Consider the following 15,721-nt stretch of genomic DNA (forward strand, 5'->3'; position numbering starts at 1 on the left):
AGCGCGTTGCGTACAATGGCGCACACGTCATTCACGTAGCGCGTTGATCGCAAAGGCTGAGCATGGCTCGAATCGTTCCCGACGACTGGAAAAACCTCGAAGCAACCGGCGCCGCCGTTCGCGAAATCGAGACGCTCTCGCTGCTCGAAAAGCTTCCCGACGACTACACGGTTTATCACGGCGTCCACTGGACGCGCATCAACGAAGGGTTTTCTGTTTTCGGCGAAGCGGATTTCGTGGTCGTCGCGCCGTCGGGACGCGTGCTCGTCATCGAAGTGAAGGCCGGGTTCCTGCGCGAAACCAGCGCCGGGCTGGTCAAGGTCTATCTGCAGAAGGAACGCAACGTCGCAATCCAGCTCGCGCGCACGCTCGAAAACCTCCATCGGCGCTTCACGGCCGCGTTCGGCGCGGGCACGTATCGCATCGAAGAGCTGCTGTATTGCCCGGACTACACGGTGAAGGACGCGTCGATCGCGGGCGTACCGGCCGCGCGCATCGTCGATGCAAGCCGCAAGCGCAAGCTCGCTTCCGTGGTGCTGGAAATCCTTCCGCCCGACGAACCGCGCTTCGATTCGGCCGCGCGCATCCACCATTTTCTCGCCGATGAACTCGCGCTCACGCCCGACACAAACGCGCTCGTCGGGCAGGCGGACATGCTCGTCACGCGCCTGTCGGGCGGCCTTGCGACGTGGGCGCGACGCCTTGAATTCGAGCCGTTTCGCCTGCGGGTGATCGGCACGGCGGGTTCCGGCAAGACGCAGCTCGCGGTGCAGGTGATGCGCGATTCGGTAGCGAAGGGCAAGAGCGTGTTGTACATCTGCTTCAACCGGCCGCTCGCCGATCACATCCGGCTCGTCGCGCCGCCCGAGGCGAAGATCGCGAACTATCACCAGTTGAGCGCGGCGGTCGCGCGCGATGCCGGAAGTCCACCCGACTTCAGCCAGCCGAACGTGTTCACGACGCTCGAAGAACGCTTCGCGAACGTGCCGGTGCCGGAGCACTGGAAATTCGACGTGTTGATCGTCGACGAAGGGCAGGACTTCTACGCCGCGTGGGTCGATGCGCTCGCGCGGCTGCTCAAGCCCGAAGGCGCGTGGTGGTGGCTCGAAGACCCGATGCAGAACCTGTACTTCCGCGAAAGCGTGCCGCTGCCCGGCTGGACCACGCTGCGCGAATCCACCAACTATCGCAGTCCACGCGATCTGCTCGCGTATATCCGGCGAATCGTCGGGCGCGGGGTGCGGCTCGACGCGGGCAGCCCGTTCGACGGCTCGGAAGTGAGCGTTTCGACCTACGCGCCCGGCCACGCTGAAGAAGTCATCGAAGCGACCAAGCGCGCGATCACGCAGGCGCTCTCGCTCGGCTTCAGGAAGCAGGACATCGCGGTGCTGTCGTTTCGCGGGCGCGAGGGCTCGGTGCTGACGGCCGTCGAGCATCTCGGGCCGCATCGGCTGCGCAGCTTCACCGGCGGCTACGACCTGTTCGGCAACCCGGAGTATCGCGAGGGAGACGTGCTGCTCGAATCGATCTACCGCTTCAAGGGGCAGTCGGCGCCGTGCGTGATCCTGACCGAAGTCGATTTCGACGCACTCGACGAACAGGCCGCGCGCAAGTTTTTTGTCGGCTCGACGCGGGCGACCATGAAGCTGATCGTGGTGGCATCGGAACGCGCCGCGAAGGCTTTCGACGAGGCGCGCTGATGAAACCGCGGCTGCTCTGCTTCTTTTTCGTTGTGATGGCCCAAGCTGCCCACGCTACGCCGCTCGCGCTCGACGTGCAGGGAAAAATTACAAGGAGCAACGACGTCTCGCACACGGTCTATCACATGACCGACACGGAATTGCTGGGCCTGCCCGTGCACACGATCACGACCTCGACGCGCTGGACGCCCAAGTCGACCTTCACCGGCCCGCTCGTAACCGACGTGCTGAAGCGCGTCGGTGCGACGGGCGACGTCGTGGAACTGCGCACACTCGACGACTACACGGTGAGCGTGACTGTCGCCGACGCGCGTCGCTACGGCGCGATCCTCGCGTACAGCATGAACGGCAAGCGGCTGGAGGTGCGTGACTTCGGCCCGCTCTTTCTGATCTATCCCCGCGACGCGTACCCGTCCGAACTGACCGGCGCGCTGGCCGACGCGAAATTCGTGTGGCAGGTGAAAGCGCTCATTCTCAAATGAAGGCGCCCTCGCTGCGACGCCTCTGGTACGCGGCCCTGATCGCGCTGGCGATCGCGCCGCCGATCGGCGCGGTCGCCTACATGCTCTATACCGGCCTGCTGGTCAAGCAGCCGCCGCAAGTCATCATTCCGTACGACGGTTTCTACTGGGACGCCGCGCAACTGGAGATCGCCTACGGGCGCTTCGCGAATCAGGTGCTGCTGTATCGCAATGGCATCGACGAGGACGCGTCCGGCGTGATGCTGCGCTACGAAATTCTCCAGTCGAAGCTGAACGTGGCCGCTGCATCGACGCAGATGCTGGCCGAGCACGAGCCGTTGAGAAGCCGTCAGGAAGAGATCGTGCGGCAGCTCGGCACGGCGCTCGCGTCGATCTCGGGCGATGTTGAGAACATCCGGACGGAGCCGCAACGAACGCTGCGCATCACCGGCGTGCTGCGTCAGAACCTCGCGGCGGTGAGCGAGCTGTCCAACGGCCGCCGCATGGTGGACGTGGCCGAGCGCGAGCACATCGTGAGCGACTTCGAGACCAAGCGCCGCTATCTGATCTACGGCGGCATTCTGCTCGCGCTGCTGTCGGCGGCGGCGACCACGCTGCTGCTGCTCAACGGCTATCGACGCACGCGCCTGATCGACCAGCAGCGCGCCGCGCTCGAAGCCGAGCATCAGGCGACGCGCGCGGCGCGCGAGGCGAGCGTCGCGAAGGACACGTTCCTCGGCATGATCAGCCACGAGTTGCGCACGCCGCTGCACGCGATCGTATCGTCGGTGGAATTGCTCGGGCTGAACCTGCACGAAGACGCCGATCGCAAGATCATCCAGCGGCTGGAAACCGGCGCGCGCCATCTCGAAGCGCAGATGCGCGACCTGACCGATTACGCGCGACTCGGCGCGGGCAAGCTCGAACTGCGAATATCGGTGTTCGAGCCGATCGAACTGCTCGACTCGATCGTCGATGCGAACACGCCGGCCGCGGCCGCGAAGGGGCTCGCGTTGCGCGGGCAGTTCGTCGGGCCACGCGGGCTGATCGAATCTGACCCGCACCGGCTGCGGCAGATCGTGACGAACCTCGTCACCAATGCGATCAAATATACCGACGCCGGCTCCATCGACGTGCGCTTCGAGCACCTTGAAGAGCGTCTCGATATTTCCGTGATCGATACCGGCCCGGGCATCGCGCGCGAGCAGCTTCCGCTGATCTTCCAGGAGTTCACGCAACTCGATTCGTCGAGCACGCGGCGTTTCGACGGCGCCGGGATGGGGCTCGCGGTCGTGCGCGGGCTGGTGAATCTGCTGGGCGGAAGGATCGAAGTGTCGAGCGAAGTCGGGCAGGGCGCGGCGTTTCGCGTGAGTTTGCCGGCGCCGTCGGTGGAAAGCCTGCCGGAAAGCCGCGAGATTGCCGCCGATCTCGAACCGATGCAGAAATCGCGCGTCCTCGTGATCGACGATCATGAATCGATCCGCGAATCGCTGAGCGAAATGCTCACGCACCTCGGCTATTCCGTCGTGGCGATGGGCGACGTGGACAGCGCGCTCGCCTGGCTCGCTGCGAACGAGGCCGACGTGATCCTCGCCGACCTGCACATGCCGGGCAAGGACGGATATTCGTTCGCGAACGAATATCGCGGACGGCTCGACTCGGGCGCGAGCGTGCCGATCATCGCGGTGAGCGCGTACGCGCCGGAACTCGTCGATCCGGGCGCGGCCATTCTGTTCTTCGATTATTTGCTGAAGCCGGTGCGCTATGAGGTGCTGAGAAGCGCCGTGGCACGCGCGGTGTCGGCGACGCGGAGAATTTCCTGAGCGGTTTTTACGAGCGCAATAGCCGCTTGGAAAGATCAGCGACGAGAATCGCCAGCCGCGCGGGCTTCTCGAAGCAAGCGACGTTGTAATCGCGGATCACCTGGCTGATATCCGATTCGCTTGCCTTGCCGGTCGTCAGTTCGCCCGTGAGAACGAAGACGGGCGCGTCCGGGTTGTCGGACTCGCGCACCGCGCGGATCGCGCCCGCGGAGGTATGCACGCCGAACAGCCAGTCGATCACGACCGCGTCGAACACCTGCGTCTGCAGCGATTCGAGGAACGCGTCGAGGTTGTAGAACGCGATCGCCGTGTAGCCGGTGCATTCCAGGTAGTCGTGCAGGTTATCGGCGGAAGCCTGATCATCGTCGACGACCGCGATCACCGGCTTTTCCATATCGGCGCGGCGCGGCTGAATCTCGATCTTGTGAACGTCGAAAGCAGCGTGCAGCAGCACGCCTTCATGCTTGGTCACGAGCCAGCGGTTGTTCAGCTTTTGCGCAATGAAATCGGGCCGGCTGCCCGCATCGAGCGCCGCGCCGACCCACGCCATGCACGGAATCTCCGCCGATCCCAGCTTGAACACGGCGTCGTGCGCGGTGCCTTCGGTGTCGTCGACATCGGCATTCTTTGCATCGAAAAGCTGGAGCGCGGGTTCGTCGAAGGCATCGGCGACGCGGCGGATCTGTGTGAGTGTCCACGGACTGTTGCCGCGCAGCTTCCGATGACCCTGCGAAAAACTGAGATCGAGGATGCGGCAAAGCTCGGCGGTCTGCTGGCGCTTGCCGATACCATGACGGCTCATGAGCTCGCGCACGCGCTCGGCGACAGCGAGCGATTCCGATGAAGATGTTTCAGTGACCATTGCCGATTCGACGGTGAGAGCGCTTGATTTCCTGCTTGGGCAGCGTGCAGACGATGCGCGCACGGCAGGGTGTTGTTATCGAATGCCGCCACATTGTAAAGCGGTTTGACAGATCGCAAAAAACGCGGTGCTGGACGGGGTACGAGCGTGCCCCGTTTCGAACCCGCGCACTGGCCGCGCGCGGGCTTCACAGCCAATGACGATCAACCGCCGGAAGCGGGGGCGTCCATCGTCGACGAACCTTTCTTCTTCATGTTCTTGTGCGACATGCCGGAGGACTTCGACTGTCCCATCGTGTTGCCGCCGCTCGCGGTGGAGTTGGAGCCTGTCGTGCCGTTGGCATTGGGCGTGGACATACCGGTGCCGCCCTGGCCCGCGCCGTTGCCCCCCGCCGATCCGCCGCCCGCACCGCCGCCCGCGCCCTGCGCAAAGGCAGCGCCGGACAGGCCCAGCACAAGTGCTGATATCAGCATGCTTTTCGTAGCGTGTTTCATGGTTATCTCCTTGAGTTGATTTGGAAGTCGCATGCGAGGTCGATGCGACTACGCAGTTTGTCTACTGCAATCGTCGTGCCGCGTCCGCGGCATGCGATCCACTTTCGCTATCACGCCATCTGGAAGACGAATTGTTCCGCTATTGCCGGGCCTCTATAGTTGTTTCAACTCGAAATCCAACTACACAACGAAGGAGACACACATGAACCAGATCGATCTGGCGGGACGGACGGTCGTCGTCACGGGCGGCGCGCGCGGGATTGGTTACGCCGTCGCTCAGCGCTCGCTTAAATCGGGCGGGCAGGTCGCGTTGTGGGACATCGACGCCGAGCGCCTGCAACGCGCCAGCGACGAACTCGCACCTTTGGGCAAAGTCAGCACGGCAGTGGTCGAGCTCACCGACGAGGCCTCCGTCGAAGCCGCCGTGCAGAACACGCTCGCCGCACACGGCAAGATCGACGTGCTCGTGAACAACGCGGGCATCACTGGCGGCAACGGCACGACCTGGGAACTCGCGCCCGACGTGTGGCGCCGTGTCATCGACGTGAACCTGATCGGCCCGTACCTCACGTGCCGCGCGATCGTGCCGCACATGCTGAAGAACGGCTACGGGCGGATCGTGAACATCGCGTCGGTGGCGGGCAAGGAGGGCAACCCGAACGCGTCGCACTACAGCGCCTCGAAAGCCGGGCTGATCGGGCTCACGAAGTCGCTAGGCAAGGAGCTCGCGACGAAGAACATCCTCGTCAACGCGGTCACGCCGGCCGCGGCCAAGACCGAAATATTCGATTCCATGTCGCAGCAGCACATCGACTACATGCTCTCGAAGATTCCGATGAGCCGCTTTCTCCAGCCTGACGAAGCGGCGTCGCTGATCCTGTGGCTGTCGTCCGAGGATTGCGCGTTCAGCACGGGCGCCGTGTTCGACCTTTCAGGCGGACGCGCGACGTACTGATCGCCGCCCTGCATAAAAACAGCAAGCATCTTGCATGGGGCCACGGTAAGCGCCAAAGCGCTGACTGTGGCCGGCACTGGAGACAAGCATGAGCGATCCGCAACGCGCGGAGGATGCAGTCACGGCCAAAGTCATGCGCCGCCTGCTGCCTTTTCTTCTTCTGATGTATGTGCTCGCGTTTCTCGACCGCGCGAACATCGGCTTCGCGCAGAAGGCGCTGCAGCAGGACACGGGGCTCTCGAACGCCGCGTTCGCGTTCGGCGCGGGCGTGTTCTTCGTCGGCTATGCGCTCTTCGAGGTGCCGAGCAACCTTCTGTTGCATCGCGTCGGCGCGAAGCTCTGGATGTGCCGGATCATGGTGACGTGGGGCCTTGTCTCGGCGGCGATGGCGTTCGCGCATTCATCGACCACGTTCTACGTGTTGCGCTTTCTGCTCGGCGTGGCGGAGGCGGGATTCTTTCCCGGCATCGTCTATTACCTCACGCGCTGGTTTCCGCAATCGGCACGCGCGCGTGCGCTCGGTGTCTTTTATTTTGGCGCGCCGCTCGCGTTCATCTTCGGCAGTCCGCTGTCGGGCTTGTTGCTCGATCTGCATGGCGCGCTCGGTTTTGCGGGCTGGCAATGGCTGTTCGTGGTCGAAGGCGGGTTGGCGTCGATCGTCGGCGTGTGGGCGTTCTGGTATCTCGACAACGAGCCGTCGAAGGCGAAATGGCTGCGCGACGACGAGCGCCAGTTGCTCACCGCGCGCATCGAACATGATGCACGCGCGGCCGGCTCGCACGGACCGCATAGCGTGCTCGGCGCGCTGGTCGACGTGCGCGTGCTGATTCTTTCGAGCGTCTACTTCCTCATCCAGATCGCGGTGTATGGCGTGATCTTCTATCTGCCGCAACAGGTCGCGGCGCTCCTCGGCACGAAAGTCGGCCTGCAAGTCGGCCTCGTGACCGCGATTCCGTGGCTGTGCGCCGTCGTCGTGACGTGGTTCGTGCCGCGCTACGCCGATCGCACCGGCTTGCATCGGCGGCTCGCGGTGACGCTGCTCGTGATCGCCGGCGCGGGCATCGCGGTGTCGGGGCTCGCGAGCCATCCGCTCGTCTCGATGATCGCGCTCTGCTTCGCCGCGAGCAGTTTCATCAGCGCACAGCCGCTCTTTTGGACCTTCCCGACGCGTTATCTCGCCGGCGCAGCGGCCGCGGCCGGTATCGCGCTGATCAATTCGCTCGGCAGCCTGGGCGGCTTCGTCGCGCCGATGCTGCGCACGGCGGCGGAGCAGGCGTATGCATCGAAGAGTGCGGGGCTCGTCGTGCTCGGCGTGGCGAGCGTGCTGGCGGCGCTCGTGATCGTCGTGTTCGTGCGCCAGCCGAAAGCCGCCGATTTTGCGCGGCAAAGCAAAGCCGCCAAAGCGTCATAACCACACATCCTACAAACGGAGTCCGATCATCATGTCCATGCCAACCATCCGGCAAGTGCGCGCCTTCACCGTCCGGGGCGGCGGCGCCGATTATCACGACCAGGGCGCCGGCCACTGGATCGACGATCACATTTCCACGCCGATGGCCCGCTACCCCGAGTATCGCCAGAGCCGCCAGTCGTTCGGCATCAACGTGCTCGGCTCGCTCGTCGTCGAAATCGAAGCAAGCGACGGCACTGTCGGCTTCGCGGTGACCACAGGCGGCGAAGTCGGCGCGTTCATCGTCGAGAAGCATTTGGCGCGCTTTCTCGAAGGCCAGCGCGTGACCGACATCGAGAAGATGTGGGACCAGATGTACTTCGCGACGCTCTACTACGGGCGCAAGGGCATCGTGCTGAACGCGATTTCGGGCGTCGATCTCGCGTTGTGGGATCTGCTCGCGAAGGTGCGCAAGGAACCGGTGTTCCAGTTGCTCGGCGGACCCGTGCGCGACGAGCTGCAGTTCTACGCGACGGGCGCGCGCCCCGATCTCGCGAAGGAGATGGGCTTCATTGGCGGGAAGATGCCGTTGCAGCACGGTCCTGCCGAAGGCGAGGAAGGGTTGGCGAAGAACATCGCGAAGCTCGCGGACATGCGCTCGAAAGTCGGCGACGACTTCTGGCTGATGTTCGACTGCTGGATGAGCCTCGACGTGACCTATGCGAAGCGCCTGGCGAACGCCGCGCGCGAACACGGCCTGAAGTGGATCGAAGAAGCGCTTCCTCCAGACGATTATTGGGGTTACGCCGAACTGCGCCGCTCGGTGCCGCGCGGCATGATGGTGACGACCGGCGAGCACGAGGCGACGCGCTGGGGCTTTCGCATGCTGCTCGAGATGGGATGCGCAGATTTGATTCAGCCGGACGTGGGCTGGTGCGGCGGCATCACGGAGCTCATCAAGATTTCGGCGCTGGCGGACGCGCATAACGTGCTCGTCGTGCCGCATGGCTCGTCGGTGTACAGCTATCACTTCGTCGTTACGCGTCACAACTCGCCGTTCGCCGAGTTCCTGATGATGGCGCCCAAGGCCGATGAAGTCGTGCCGATGTTCACACCGCTTCTGCTCGACGAACCCGTGCCCGTGAACGGCCGCATGAAGGTGCCGGAGACGCCGGGCTTCGGCGTGCGGCTGAATCCGGAATGTGCGTTGACGCGGCCTTATTCACACTGAGGAAAACATCGTGTTGCTTGAAGACAAGGTCGTAATCGTCACCGGCGGCTCGCGTGGTATCGGACGCGCGATCGCGGTGGCCTGCGCGAAGGAGGGTGCGGACGTCGCGCTCAATTACTGGGGCGATAACGACAAATCGTATGGACGGCTTTCGGCGGTCGAGGAAGTGGTCGGCGAAATCGAGGCGCTGGGGCGTCGCGTGATCGCGGTCGAAGGCAACGTCGCGGAGCGCGAGACGGGCATCGAGCTCGTGCAGCGAACGGTCGATGCGTTCGGACACGTCGACGTGCTCGCAAGCAACGCAGGCATCTGCCCGTTTCATGCGTTTCTCGACATGCCCGCATCGGTCTACGAGACGACGGTCGCGGTCAATCTGAACGGCGCGTTCTACGTGACGCAGGCGGTCGCGAACCAGATGAAGGCGCAGGGGACGGGCGGCGCGATCGTCGCGACGAGTTCGATCAGCGCGCTCGTCGGCGGCGGCATGCAGACGCACTACACGCCAACCAAGGCAGGCGTGCATTCGCTGATGCAGTCGTGCGCGATTGCGCTTGGGCCTTACGGCATCCGCTGCAACTCGGTAATGCCGGGCACGATCGCGACCGACCTCAATGCCGACGATCTCGCCGATACGTCGAAGCGCGAGTACATGGAAAAGCGCATCCCGCTCGGCCGGCTCGGCGCCCCCGACGACGTTGCGCAATGCGTGGTGTTTCTCGCCTCCGATCGCGCGCGCTATGTGACAGGCGCGTCGCTGCTCGTCGATGGCGGCTTGTTCGTCAACCTGCAGTAAGCGATGCCGCCGAGTATTTGCGCAACAGCGCGATGAAGTATTCGGCGGGCTCGCTCAGCGTTTCATGTTTGCGGCGCAAGAGGCCGAAGCCCGAGAGACTCTTGCCGATCTCGATGGGCAATTCGATCAGCAAGTGTGCGCGCAAATAATCGCGCACGACGGATTCAGGCAGCATCGCGACGGCGTCGCTGTTTTGCAGCAGTTGAAGCGTGGCGAAGATCGATGCGCATTCGACCACGTTCGACGGTGACGAAAGCCCTGCGCGTGCGAGTTCTTCTTCGAAGAGGCCGCGCGCCGGGCTCGTGATTGGTTGCAGCACCCAGGGCCACGCGATGAGCGAGTCGAGCGAGAGAGGCGCCTTGCCCGCGAGCGAATGCGATGCGCGCACGACGAGCCGCATCGCTTCGCGCGCGAGCGGCTCGAAATCGAAGTCGTTGTGTTGCAGCGGTGTGGTAAGGCGTCCGAGCGCAAGATCGACTTCGCGGCGATGCAGCAGTTGCACGACCTGGTCGCTGGTTTCGCCAAGGATGCGCACGTTGAGGAGCGGCCGCTCGGATTTCAGCTCGGTCACCGCCATCGCCAGAACATCGGGGGCCGCGCCCATGATCGCGCCGACCGTCAACTGGCCGTGGCCGCCGCGTCGCTTGCTGTCGAGGTCGGCAGCGAAGCGCGTCAGGTCCGCAAGCGAGCGGCGCGCGTACGCCAGCGTCGCAGTGCCCAGCGGCGTGGGCTGCATGCCGCGTGCGTTGCGCTCGAAGAGCAGGAAGCCGAAGGCCTCTTCGATGTCGGACAGCATGCGGCTCGCGCTCGGCTGCGCGACATTGATCGCATCGGCGGCCTGGTGCAGATTGCGGGCGTCGTCGAGCGCGACGAGCAGCGCGAGGTGCTTGAATTTGAGGCGGTTGACGAGTGCAAGCGGGGAGACGTTTTCGTTCATTGCGGCGCGCTCGAGCGATACGGTTTTGCGATCGGCCAATCCTGCAATCGGATTGTGATGTTATCGGTCGGCGCATTATAGTCGCAGCACAAGAGCCTGGATAAACATACTTTCAACGGTCGAAAAAACGATCAAAGGGCGGCCCGCAATGGAGACACTTGCGTTTCGAATGACGCTCAAGCCGGGCAAACGCGATGAATACGAACGGCGCCATCGCGAGATATGGCCCGTGCTCGCCGACGCGCTCGTCGCTGCCGGCATTCGCGATTACTGGATCTTTCTCGACGAATCGACGAACCATCTGTTTGCCACGTTCAAGCGCGAAGCATCGCATTCGACCGATGCGCTGCCGCAACTTCCGATCATGCGCAAATGGTGGGATTACATGGCCGAGCTGATGGAGACGAACGCGGACAATTCGCCCGTCACGACGCCGCTCGTTCCTGTCTTTCATCTTCCCTGAACCTGTCTTTCATCGAGCGGCACGAGGGCACCAACATGCAGGTTGTCGATCCGCATATTCACCTGTGGGACTTGAAGACGCATCACTATCCGTGGCTCGCGAATCCTCAGACGTCGTTCGTCGGCGATGCGCGGGACCTGAAGCACGATTACCTGATCAGCGATTTGCTGCGTGAGGCAGGCGAGGTCGAGGTACTCAAGGTCGTGCACGTCGATGCGAATCACGATCCGGCCGATCCAGTCGAAGAGACGCGCTGGTTGCAAGGCATCGCCGACGGGGAAGGGCGCAGCATGCCGAATGGAATCGTCGCGTATGCGGATTTGTCGGCGGATAACGCCGAGGCCGTGCTCGAAGCGCATGCGGGTTTCCGCAATATGCGTGGCATTCGGCAGATTCTCAACGTGCATGAGAAGCCGCTTTATGACTACGTGGGGCGTCATTACATGCGTGAGCCCGCGTGGCGCCGGAACTTTGCGTTGCTCAAGCGGCACGCGATGTCGTTCGATATGCAACTATATCCGTCGCAGATGGGAGATGCTGCGGCGCTTGCGCATGAACATCCCGAGACGCAGTTCATCGTGAATCACGCGGGCATGTTTGCCGACCGGACGTCGCCGCAGGGTTATCGCGCGTGGCGCGAAGGCATGCGCACGCTTGCCGCTTGTGAAAACGTCGCGGTGAAGATCAGCGGCCTCGCGATGTTCGATCACGCGTGGACCGTAGAGAGCTTTCGGCCGTATGTGCTCGAAACCATCGATACGTTCGGCTGCGAACGCGCGATGTTTGCATCGAACTTTCCGGTGGACCGGTTGTTTGGTTCCTACGGCGCGCTTTGGAGCGCGTATGCGTCAATAGTTGCAGACGCAACCGATAGCGAAAAGGATGCGCTCTTCAGGCGCAACGCGGAACGCATTTACCGCATCTAGCGCAACTTCGTTGCGTGGGGCCGGAGTAAGGCCCTAAAGGGCCAACTCTGGCCGACACGGAGACAGCATGACAGACAACAAACCGCCGCGGCTTGAACTGCGGCATGCGAGCAAGTCGTTCGGGCGCGTGCGCGCACTCGGCGACGGCAGCCTGCAACTATGGCCCGGCGAAGTCCATGCATTGCTCGGTGAGAACGGCGCGGGCAAGTCGACGCTCGTCAAAATTCTCGCAGGTGTGCACCAGCCGGACTCGGGCGAACTGCTCGTCGAAGGCATCGCGCGACGTTTCGCCAATCCCGCCGAGGCGCGCGATGCCGGGCTCGCTGTGATCTACCAGGAGCCGACGCTCTTCGCCGATCTCTCGATCGCGGAGAATATCTACATGGGCCGCCAGCCGCGCGATGGACTGCGCCGCATTCGTTATGACGAGATGAATCGCGAAGTCGATGCGCTGCTTTCTACGCTCGGCGTCAACCTGCGCGCGGAGCGACTCGTGCGTGGTTTATCGATTGCGGATCAGCAGGTGGTGGAGATTGCGAAGGCGCTGTCGCTGAATGCAAACGTGCTGATCATGGACGAACCGACGGCCGCGCTGTCGCTGCCCGAAGTCGAGCGCCTGTTTGCAATCGTGCGCGCGCTGCGTGAACGCGACGTCGCGATCCTTTTCATCACGCATCGGCTCGACGAAGTGTTTGCGCTGACGCAGCGCATGACGATCATGCGCGATGGCGTGAAGGTCTTCGACGCACTCACCGCCGACATGACCATCGATGCGATCGTCAGCAAGATGGTCGGCCGCGATCTCGACACGTTCTATCCGAAAGCCGATGTGGCACGCGGCGAAGTGCGGCTGTCGGTGCGCGGTCTCACGCGCGAGGGTGTGTTCAAGAACGTTTCGTTCGACGTTCACGCGGGCGAGATCGTGGCTTTGGCGGGGCTCGTCGGCGCGGGGCGCAGCGAAGTGGCGCGGGCGATTTTCGGGATCGATCCAGTCGATGCAGGCGAGGTCAGGATCGCGGGCAAACCGCTCGCGCTGGGCAAGCCAGCGACAGCCGTTCGCGCGGGCCTCGCGCTCGTGCCGGAGGATCGTCGCGCGCAAGGACTCGCGCTTGAGTTAAGCATCGCGCGCAACGCATCGCTCACAGTGCTCGGCAGGCTCGTTAAGCACGGGCTGATCAGCGCGAAAAGCGAATCGACGCTCGCCGCCGATTGGGGCAAGCGTCTTCGCCTCAAGGCGAGCGATCTCGATGCACCGGTCGGCACGCTCTCAGGCGGCAATCAGCAGAAGGTCGTGCTCGGCAAGTGGCTCGCGACGAACCCGAAGGTACTGATCATCGATGAACCGACGCGCGGCATCGATGTCGGCGCGAAGGCGGAGGTGTATCGCACGCTCGCGGATCTCGTGCGCGAAGGCATGGCGGTGCTGATGATTTCGAGCGAACTGCCCGAAGTGCTCGGCATGGCCGATCGCGTGCTCGTGATGCACGAAGGCCGCATCAGCGCCGATATCGCGCGCGCCGATGCGAATGAAGAACGCGTGATGAGCGCCGCATTGGGCGCATCGCCGCAAGCCCTGGGACGCGCAGCATGACACGACATTCCTCAACTATGCCCGCGATGCACGCGCCGAAACACAAGCGCCCGAACCTTCTCGGCGGACTAGCAAGAAGCCGCGAAGCGACGCTCTTTGCGGTGCTGATCGCGCTTGTCGCCGCGACGGCTGCCGTGAAGCCCGAGTTCCTCAATCTGCAAAATCTGCGGGACGTCCTGCTCAATGTGTCGATCATCGGCTTGCTCACGGCGGGCATGACCGTCGTGATGCTGATGCGGCATATCGACTTGTCGGTGGCGTCGGTCGTTGGAGTGAGCGCGTATGCGGTCGGCAGCCTCTTCGTGATGTTTCCGCAGATGCCGGTGATCGTCGCGATGCTCGCGGGCATCGGCATCGGTCTTGCGATTGGCGCGGTGAACGGCGTGCTCATTACGTTCGGTCGCGTGCCGTCGCTCGTCGCCACGCTCTCCACACTCTACATCGTGCGCGGCGCTGATTATGCGTGGGTCCACGGCGGCCAGATCAACGCAACGAGCCTGCCCGATGCGTTCGCGCTCATCGCGACGGGATCGCTCTTCGGCGTGCCGAACCTCGTATTGATCGCGCTCGTCGTGCTCATCGCGCTTTCGGTGTATCTGAAGCAATATCGCGGTGGACGCGAGCATTACGCGATCGGCTCGAATCCGGAGGCCGCACGGCTCGCGGGGATTCGCGTCGAGCGCCGCGTGATGATCGGCTTCCTGCTGTCGGGCGCGATCGCCGGTCTTGCCGGGGTGCTGTGGCTTGCGCGCTTCGGCACCGTCGATGCCAGCACGGCCAAGGGCATCGAACTGCAGGTGGTCGCTGCAGCGGTCGTGGGCAGTGTCGCGATCACGGGCGGCGTGGGCACGGTGACCGGCGCGACGCTCGGCGCGCTCGTGCTCGGCGTGATCAACATCGCGCTTGTCGTGCTGCGCGTATCGCCTTTCTGGCAGCAAGCGATTCAAGGCGCGTTGATCGTCGCGGCGATCACGCTCGATACGCTGCTTGCCCGCTCCGTCGCAAAACGCATGATGAGGAAACGCGATCATGGCTAAACCCGATTCCGCTCTGTCCACCACGAAGCGCCGCCACCTGCAATGGGAAGCGATGCTCGTGATCGTGCTCGCCGTCTCGCTGATCGGCGGACGCGTGCTCTCGCCGATGTTCCTCTCCGGCGCCAACCTCTCCAACATGCTCGCGGATTTCACCGAGATCGCGCTGATCGCCTTGCCGATGACGCTCATCATCATCGCGGCGGAGATCGATTTGTCGGTGGCGTCCGTGCTCGGTGCATCGAGCGCGCTGATGGGCGTGCTGTGGCACATGGGGTTGCCGATGCCGCTCGTCATCGCGATCGTGCTCGTTGCCGGCACGCTGGCCGGGCTGCTCAACGGCCTCGTGATCGTGCGCTTCAACCTGCCGTCGCTCGCGGTCACGATCGGCACGCTCGCGCTGTTTCGCGGGCTCGCCTACGTGCTGCTCGGCGATCAGGCCATCGCGGATTTTCCGGCGTCGTACACGGCGTTCGGCATCGAAACGATTGCGGCCACCTTCCTGCCGATGCCGTTCATCCTTGTGATACTCGGCGCCATCGTCTTCACGGTGCTGCTGCAGGCGACGCCCTTTGGCCGCAGCCTCTATGCGATCGGCGCGAACCCGGTGGCCGCGCAGTTTTCGGGCATCGACGTCGCGCGCACCAAGCTCAGGCTCTTTATGCTTTCGGGCGCGATGGCGGCGCTTGCGGGCGTCGTCTACACGCTGCGCTTCACGAGCGCGCGCGGCGACAACGGCGAAGGCTTCGAGCTCTCGGTGATCGCGGCGGTGCTGTTCGGGGGCGTGAGCATTTTTGGCGGACGCGGATCGATGATCGGCGTGCTGCTGTCGCTGCTCATCATCGGCGTGTTGCGCAACGCGCTGACGCTCGCTGACGTATCGAGCGAAACGCTCACCATCGTGACCGGCGCGCTGCTGCTTTCGTCGGTATTGATCCCTAACCTCGTCGCGCGCTGGAGGGCGACGCGTGAAAAGCGCTTGATGGCGCAAACGCTTTAAGGAAGTTTTTCATAACCGCGCGTCGAAGACTTCGTAGAAGCCGCGCGCGACATCAGGAGAC

15 protein-coding genes are annotated in these 15,721 nt (G+C 63.6%); 12 read left to right on the forward strand and 3 right to left on the reverse strand.

The features are described from left to right. Positions 1 to 62: 62 nt before the first annotated feature. From AWB65_RS10230 to AWB65_RS10240, 3 genes are read left to right on the forward strand one after another with little or no spacing between them, the layout of a single operon-like run. Complete coding sequence (locus AWB65_RS10230; protein ID WP_087667049.1) at positions 63 to 1,700, forward strand: ATP-binding domain-containing protein; 1,638 nt, start codon at positions 63 to 65, stop codon at positions 1,698 to 1,700. Next, positions 1,700 to 2,182 carry a putative pterin-binding protein gene (locus AWB65_RS10235; protein ID WP_087667050.1) on the forward strand — a complete coding sequence of 161 codons (483 nt, stop codon included), beginning with the start codon at positions 1,700 to 1,702 and terminating at the stop codon, positions 2,180 to 2,182. The genes AWB65_RS10230 and AWB65_RS10235 overlap by 1 nt, the downstream gene beginning before the upstream one ends. Then, positions 2,179 to 3,984 carry an ATP-binding response regulator gene (locus AWB65_RS10240; RefSeq protein WP_087667051.1) on the forward strand — a complete coding sequence of 602 codons (1,806 nt, stop codon included), beginning with the start codon at positions 2,179 to 2,181 and terminating at the stop codon, positions 3,982 to 3,984. The genes AWB65_RS10235 and AWB65_RS10240 overlap by 4 nt, the downstream gene beginning before the upstream one ends. A gap of 7 nt (positions 3,985 to 3,991) precedes the next feature. Here AWB65_RS10240 and AWB65_RS10245 read toward each other — a convergent pair whose 3' ends face one another. After that, positions 3,992 to 4,846: a helix-turn-helix domain-containing protein gene (locus AWB65_RS10245; protein WP_087667052.1), complete on the reverse strand. Its 855-nt coding sequence runs from the start codon at positions 4,844 to 4,846 to the stop codon at positions 3,992 to 3,994. Between the two features lie 203 nt (positions 4,847 to 5,049). Then, entirely contained in the window at positions 5,050 to 5,340 is a 291-nt protein-coding gene (locus tag AWB65_RS10250; protein ID WP_087667053.1) for a hypothetical protein, read from the reverse strand. Between the two features lie 202 nt (positions 5,341 to 5,542). On the opposite strand from AWB65_RS10250, the gene AWB65_RS10255 reads away from it, so the two are divergent. The 4 genes from AWB65_RS10255 (at position 5,543) to lra1 (ending at position 9,709) form a co-directional block, all read left to right on the forward strand. Then, on the forward strand, positions 5,543 to 6,295 hold the full coding sequence (locus tag AWB65_RS10255) for an SDR family NAD(P)-dependent oxidoreductase (RefSeq protein WP_087659563.1): 753 nt from the start codon (positions 5,543 to 5,545) through the stop codon (positions 6,293 to 6,295). An 88-nt stretch (positions 6,296 to 6,383) separates the two neighbouring features. After that, entirely contained in the window at positions 6,384 to 7,706 is a 1,323-nt protein-coding gene (locus AWB65_RS10260; RefSeq protein ID WP_087667054.1) for an MFS transporter, read from the forward strand. A 31-nt stretch (positions 7,707 to 7,737) separates the two neighbouring features. Beyond that, the gene (gene rhmD / locus AWB65_RS10265; RefSeq protein ID WP_087667055.1) at positions 7,738 to 8,916 is read left to right on the forward strand and encodes an L-rhamnonate dehydratase; all 1,179 of its coding nucleotides are present in this window, start codon (positions 7,738 to 7,740) and stop codon (positions 8,914 to 8,916) included. 10 nt (positions 8,917 to 8,926) lie between these two features. Next, a complete protein-coding gene (lra1, locus tag AWB65_RS10270; protein WP_087667056.1) occupies positions 8,927 to 9,709 on the forward strand; it encodes an L-rhamnose 1-dehydrogenase Lra1 in 783 nt (260 codons plus the stop codon). Here the strand turns inward: lra1 and AWB65_RS10275 are convergent. Beyond that, entirely contained in the window at positions 9,696 to 10,646 is a 951-nt protein-coding gene (locus AWB65_RS10275) for a LysR family transcriptional regulator (protein ID WP_087667142.1), read from the reverse strand. The genes lra1 and AWB65_RS10275 overlap by 14 nt on opposite strands. 148 nt (positions 10,647 to 10,794) lie before the next feature. On the opposite strand from AWB65_RS10275, the gene rhaM reads away from it, so the two are divergent. The 5 genes from rhaM (at position 10,795) to AWB65_RS10300 (ending at position 15,660) form a co-directional block, all read left to right on the forward strand. Continuing rightward, a complete protein-coding gene (gene rhaM, locus AWB65_RS10280; protein ID WP_087667057.1) occupies positions 10,795 to 11,109 on the forward strand; it encodes an L-rhamnose mutarotase in 315 nt (104 codons plus the stop codon). 35 nt (positions 11,110 to 11,144) lie between these two features. Then, on the forward strand, positions 11,145 to 12,035 hold the full coding sequence (locus tag AWB65_RS10285; protein ID WP_087667058.1) for an amidohydrolase family protein: 891 nt from the start codon (positions 11,145 to 11,147) through the stop codon (positions 12,033 to 12,035). A gap of 67 nt (positions 12,036 to 12,102) precedes the next feature. Continuing rightward, a complete protein-coding gene (locus AWB65_RS10290; protein WP_087667059.1) occupies positions 12,103 to 13,626 on the forward strand; it encodes a sugar ABC transporter ATP-binding protein in 1,524 nt (507 codons plus the stop codon). Next, on the forward strand, positions 13,623 to 14,663 hold the full coding sequence (locus AWB65_RS10295; protein ID WP_125474105.1) for an ABC transporter permease: 1,041 nt from the start codon (positions 13,623 to 13,625) through the stop codon (positions 14,661 to 14,663). Before AWB65_RS10290 ends, AWB65_RS10295 begins: the two co-directional genes overlap by 4 nt. After that, the gene (locus tag AWB65_RS10300; protein ID WP_025527864.1) at positions 14,656 to 15,660 is read left to right on the forward strand and encodes an ABC transporter permease; all 1,005 of its coding nucleotides are present in this window, start codon (positions 14,656 to 14,658) and stop codon (positions 15,658 to 15,660) included. Before AWB65_RS10295 ends, AWB65_RS10300 begins: the two co-directional genes overlap by 8 nt. Positions 15,661 to 15,721: the final 61 nt, after the last annotated feature.

The organism is Caballeronia humi (genome assembly GCF_001544475.1).
Classification (GTDB): Bacteria; Pseudomonadota; Gammaproteobacteria; order Burkholderiales; family Burkholderiaceae; genus Caballeronia; species Caballeronia humi.

Excerpts from the sequence above, each read along its gene's own strand:
- AWB65_RS10240 (WP_087667051.1), top strand. The coding sequence starts at position 2,179 with ATGAAGGCGCCCTCGCTGCGACGCCTCTGGTACGCGGCCCTGATCGCG.
- AWB65_RS10300 (WP_025527864.1), top strand. The coding sequence starts at position 14,656 with ATGGCTAAACCCGATTCCGCTCTGTCCACCACGAAGCGCCGCCACCTG.
- AWB65_RS10235 (WP_087667050.1), top strand. The coding sequence starts at position 1,700 with ATGAAACCGCGGCTGCTCTGCTTCTTTTTCGTTGTGATGGCCCAAGCT.
- rhaM (WP_087667057.1), top strand. The coding sequence starts at position 10,795 with ATGGAGACACTTGCGTTTCGAATGACGCTCAAGCCGGGCAAACGCGAT.
- AWB65_RS10285 (WP_087667058.1), top strand. The coding sequence starts at position 11,145 with ATGCAGGTTGTCGATCCGCATATTCACCTGTGGGACTTGAAGACGCAT.
- AWB65_RS10245 (WP_087667052.1), bottom strand. The coding sequence starts at position 4,846 with ATGGTCACTGAAACATCTTCATCGGAATCGCTCGCTGTCGCCGAGCGC.
- AWB65_RS10290 (WP_087667059.1), top strand. The coding sequence starts at position 12,103 with ATGACAGACAACAAACCGCCGCGGCTTGAACTGCGGCATGCGAGCAAG.
- rhmD (WP_087667055.1), top strand. The coding sequence starts at position 7,738 with ATGTCCATGCCAACCATCCGGCAAGTGCGCGCCTTCACCGTCCGGGGC.
- AWB65_RS10250 (WP_087667053.1), bottom strand. The coding sequence starts at position 5,340 with ATGAAACACGCTACGAAAAGCATGCTGATATCAGCACTTGTGCTGGGC.
- AWB65_RS10255 (WP_087659563.1), top strand. The coding sequence starts at position 5,543 with ATGAACCAGATCGATCTGGCGGGACGGACGGTCGTCGTCACGGGCGGC.
- AWB65_RS10275 (WP_087667142.1), bottom strand. The coding sequence starts at position 10,646 with ATGAACGAAAACGTCTCCCCGCTTGCACTCGTCAACCGCCTCAAATTC.
- AWB65_RS10260 (WP_087667054.1), top strand. The coding sequence starts at position 6,384 with ATGAGCGATCCGCAACGCGCGGAGGATGCAGTCACGGCCAAAGTCATG.
- AWB65_RS10230 (WP_087667049.1), top strand. The coding sequence starts at position 63 with ATGGCTCGAATCGTTCCCGACGACTGGAAAAACCTCGAAGCAACCGGC.
- AWB65_RS10295 (WP_125474105.1), top strand. The coding sequence starts at position 13,623 with ATGACACGACATTCCTCAACTATGCCCGCGATGCACGCGCCGAAACAC.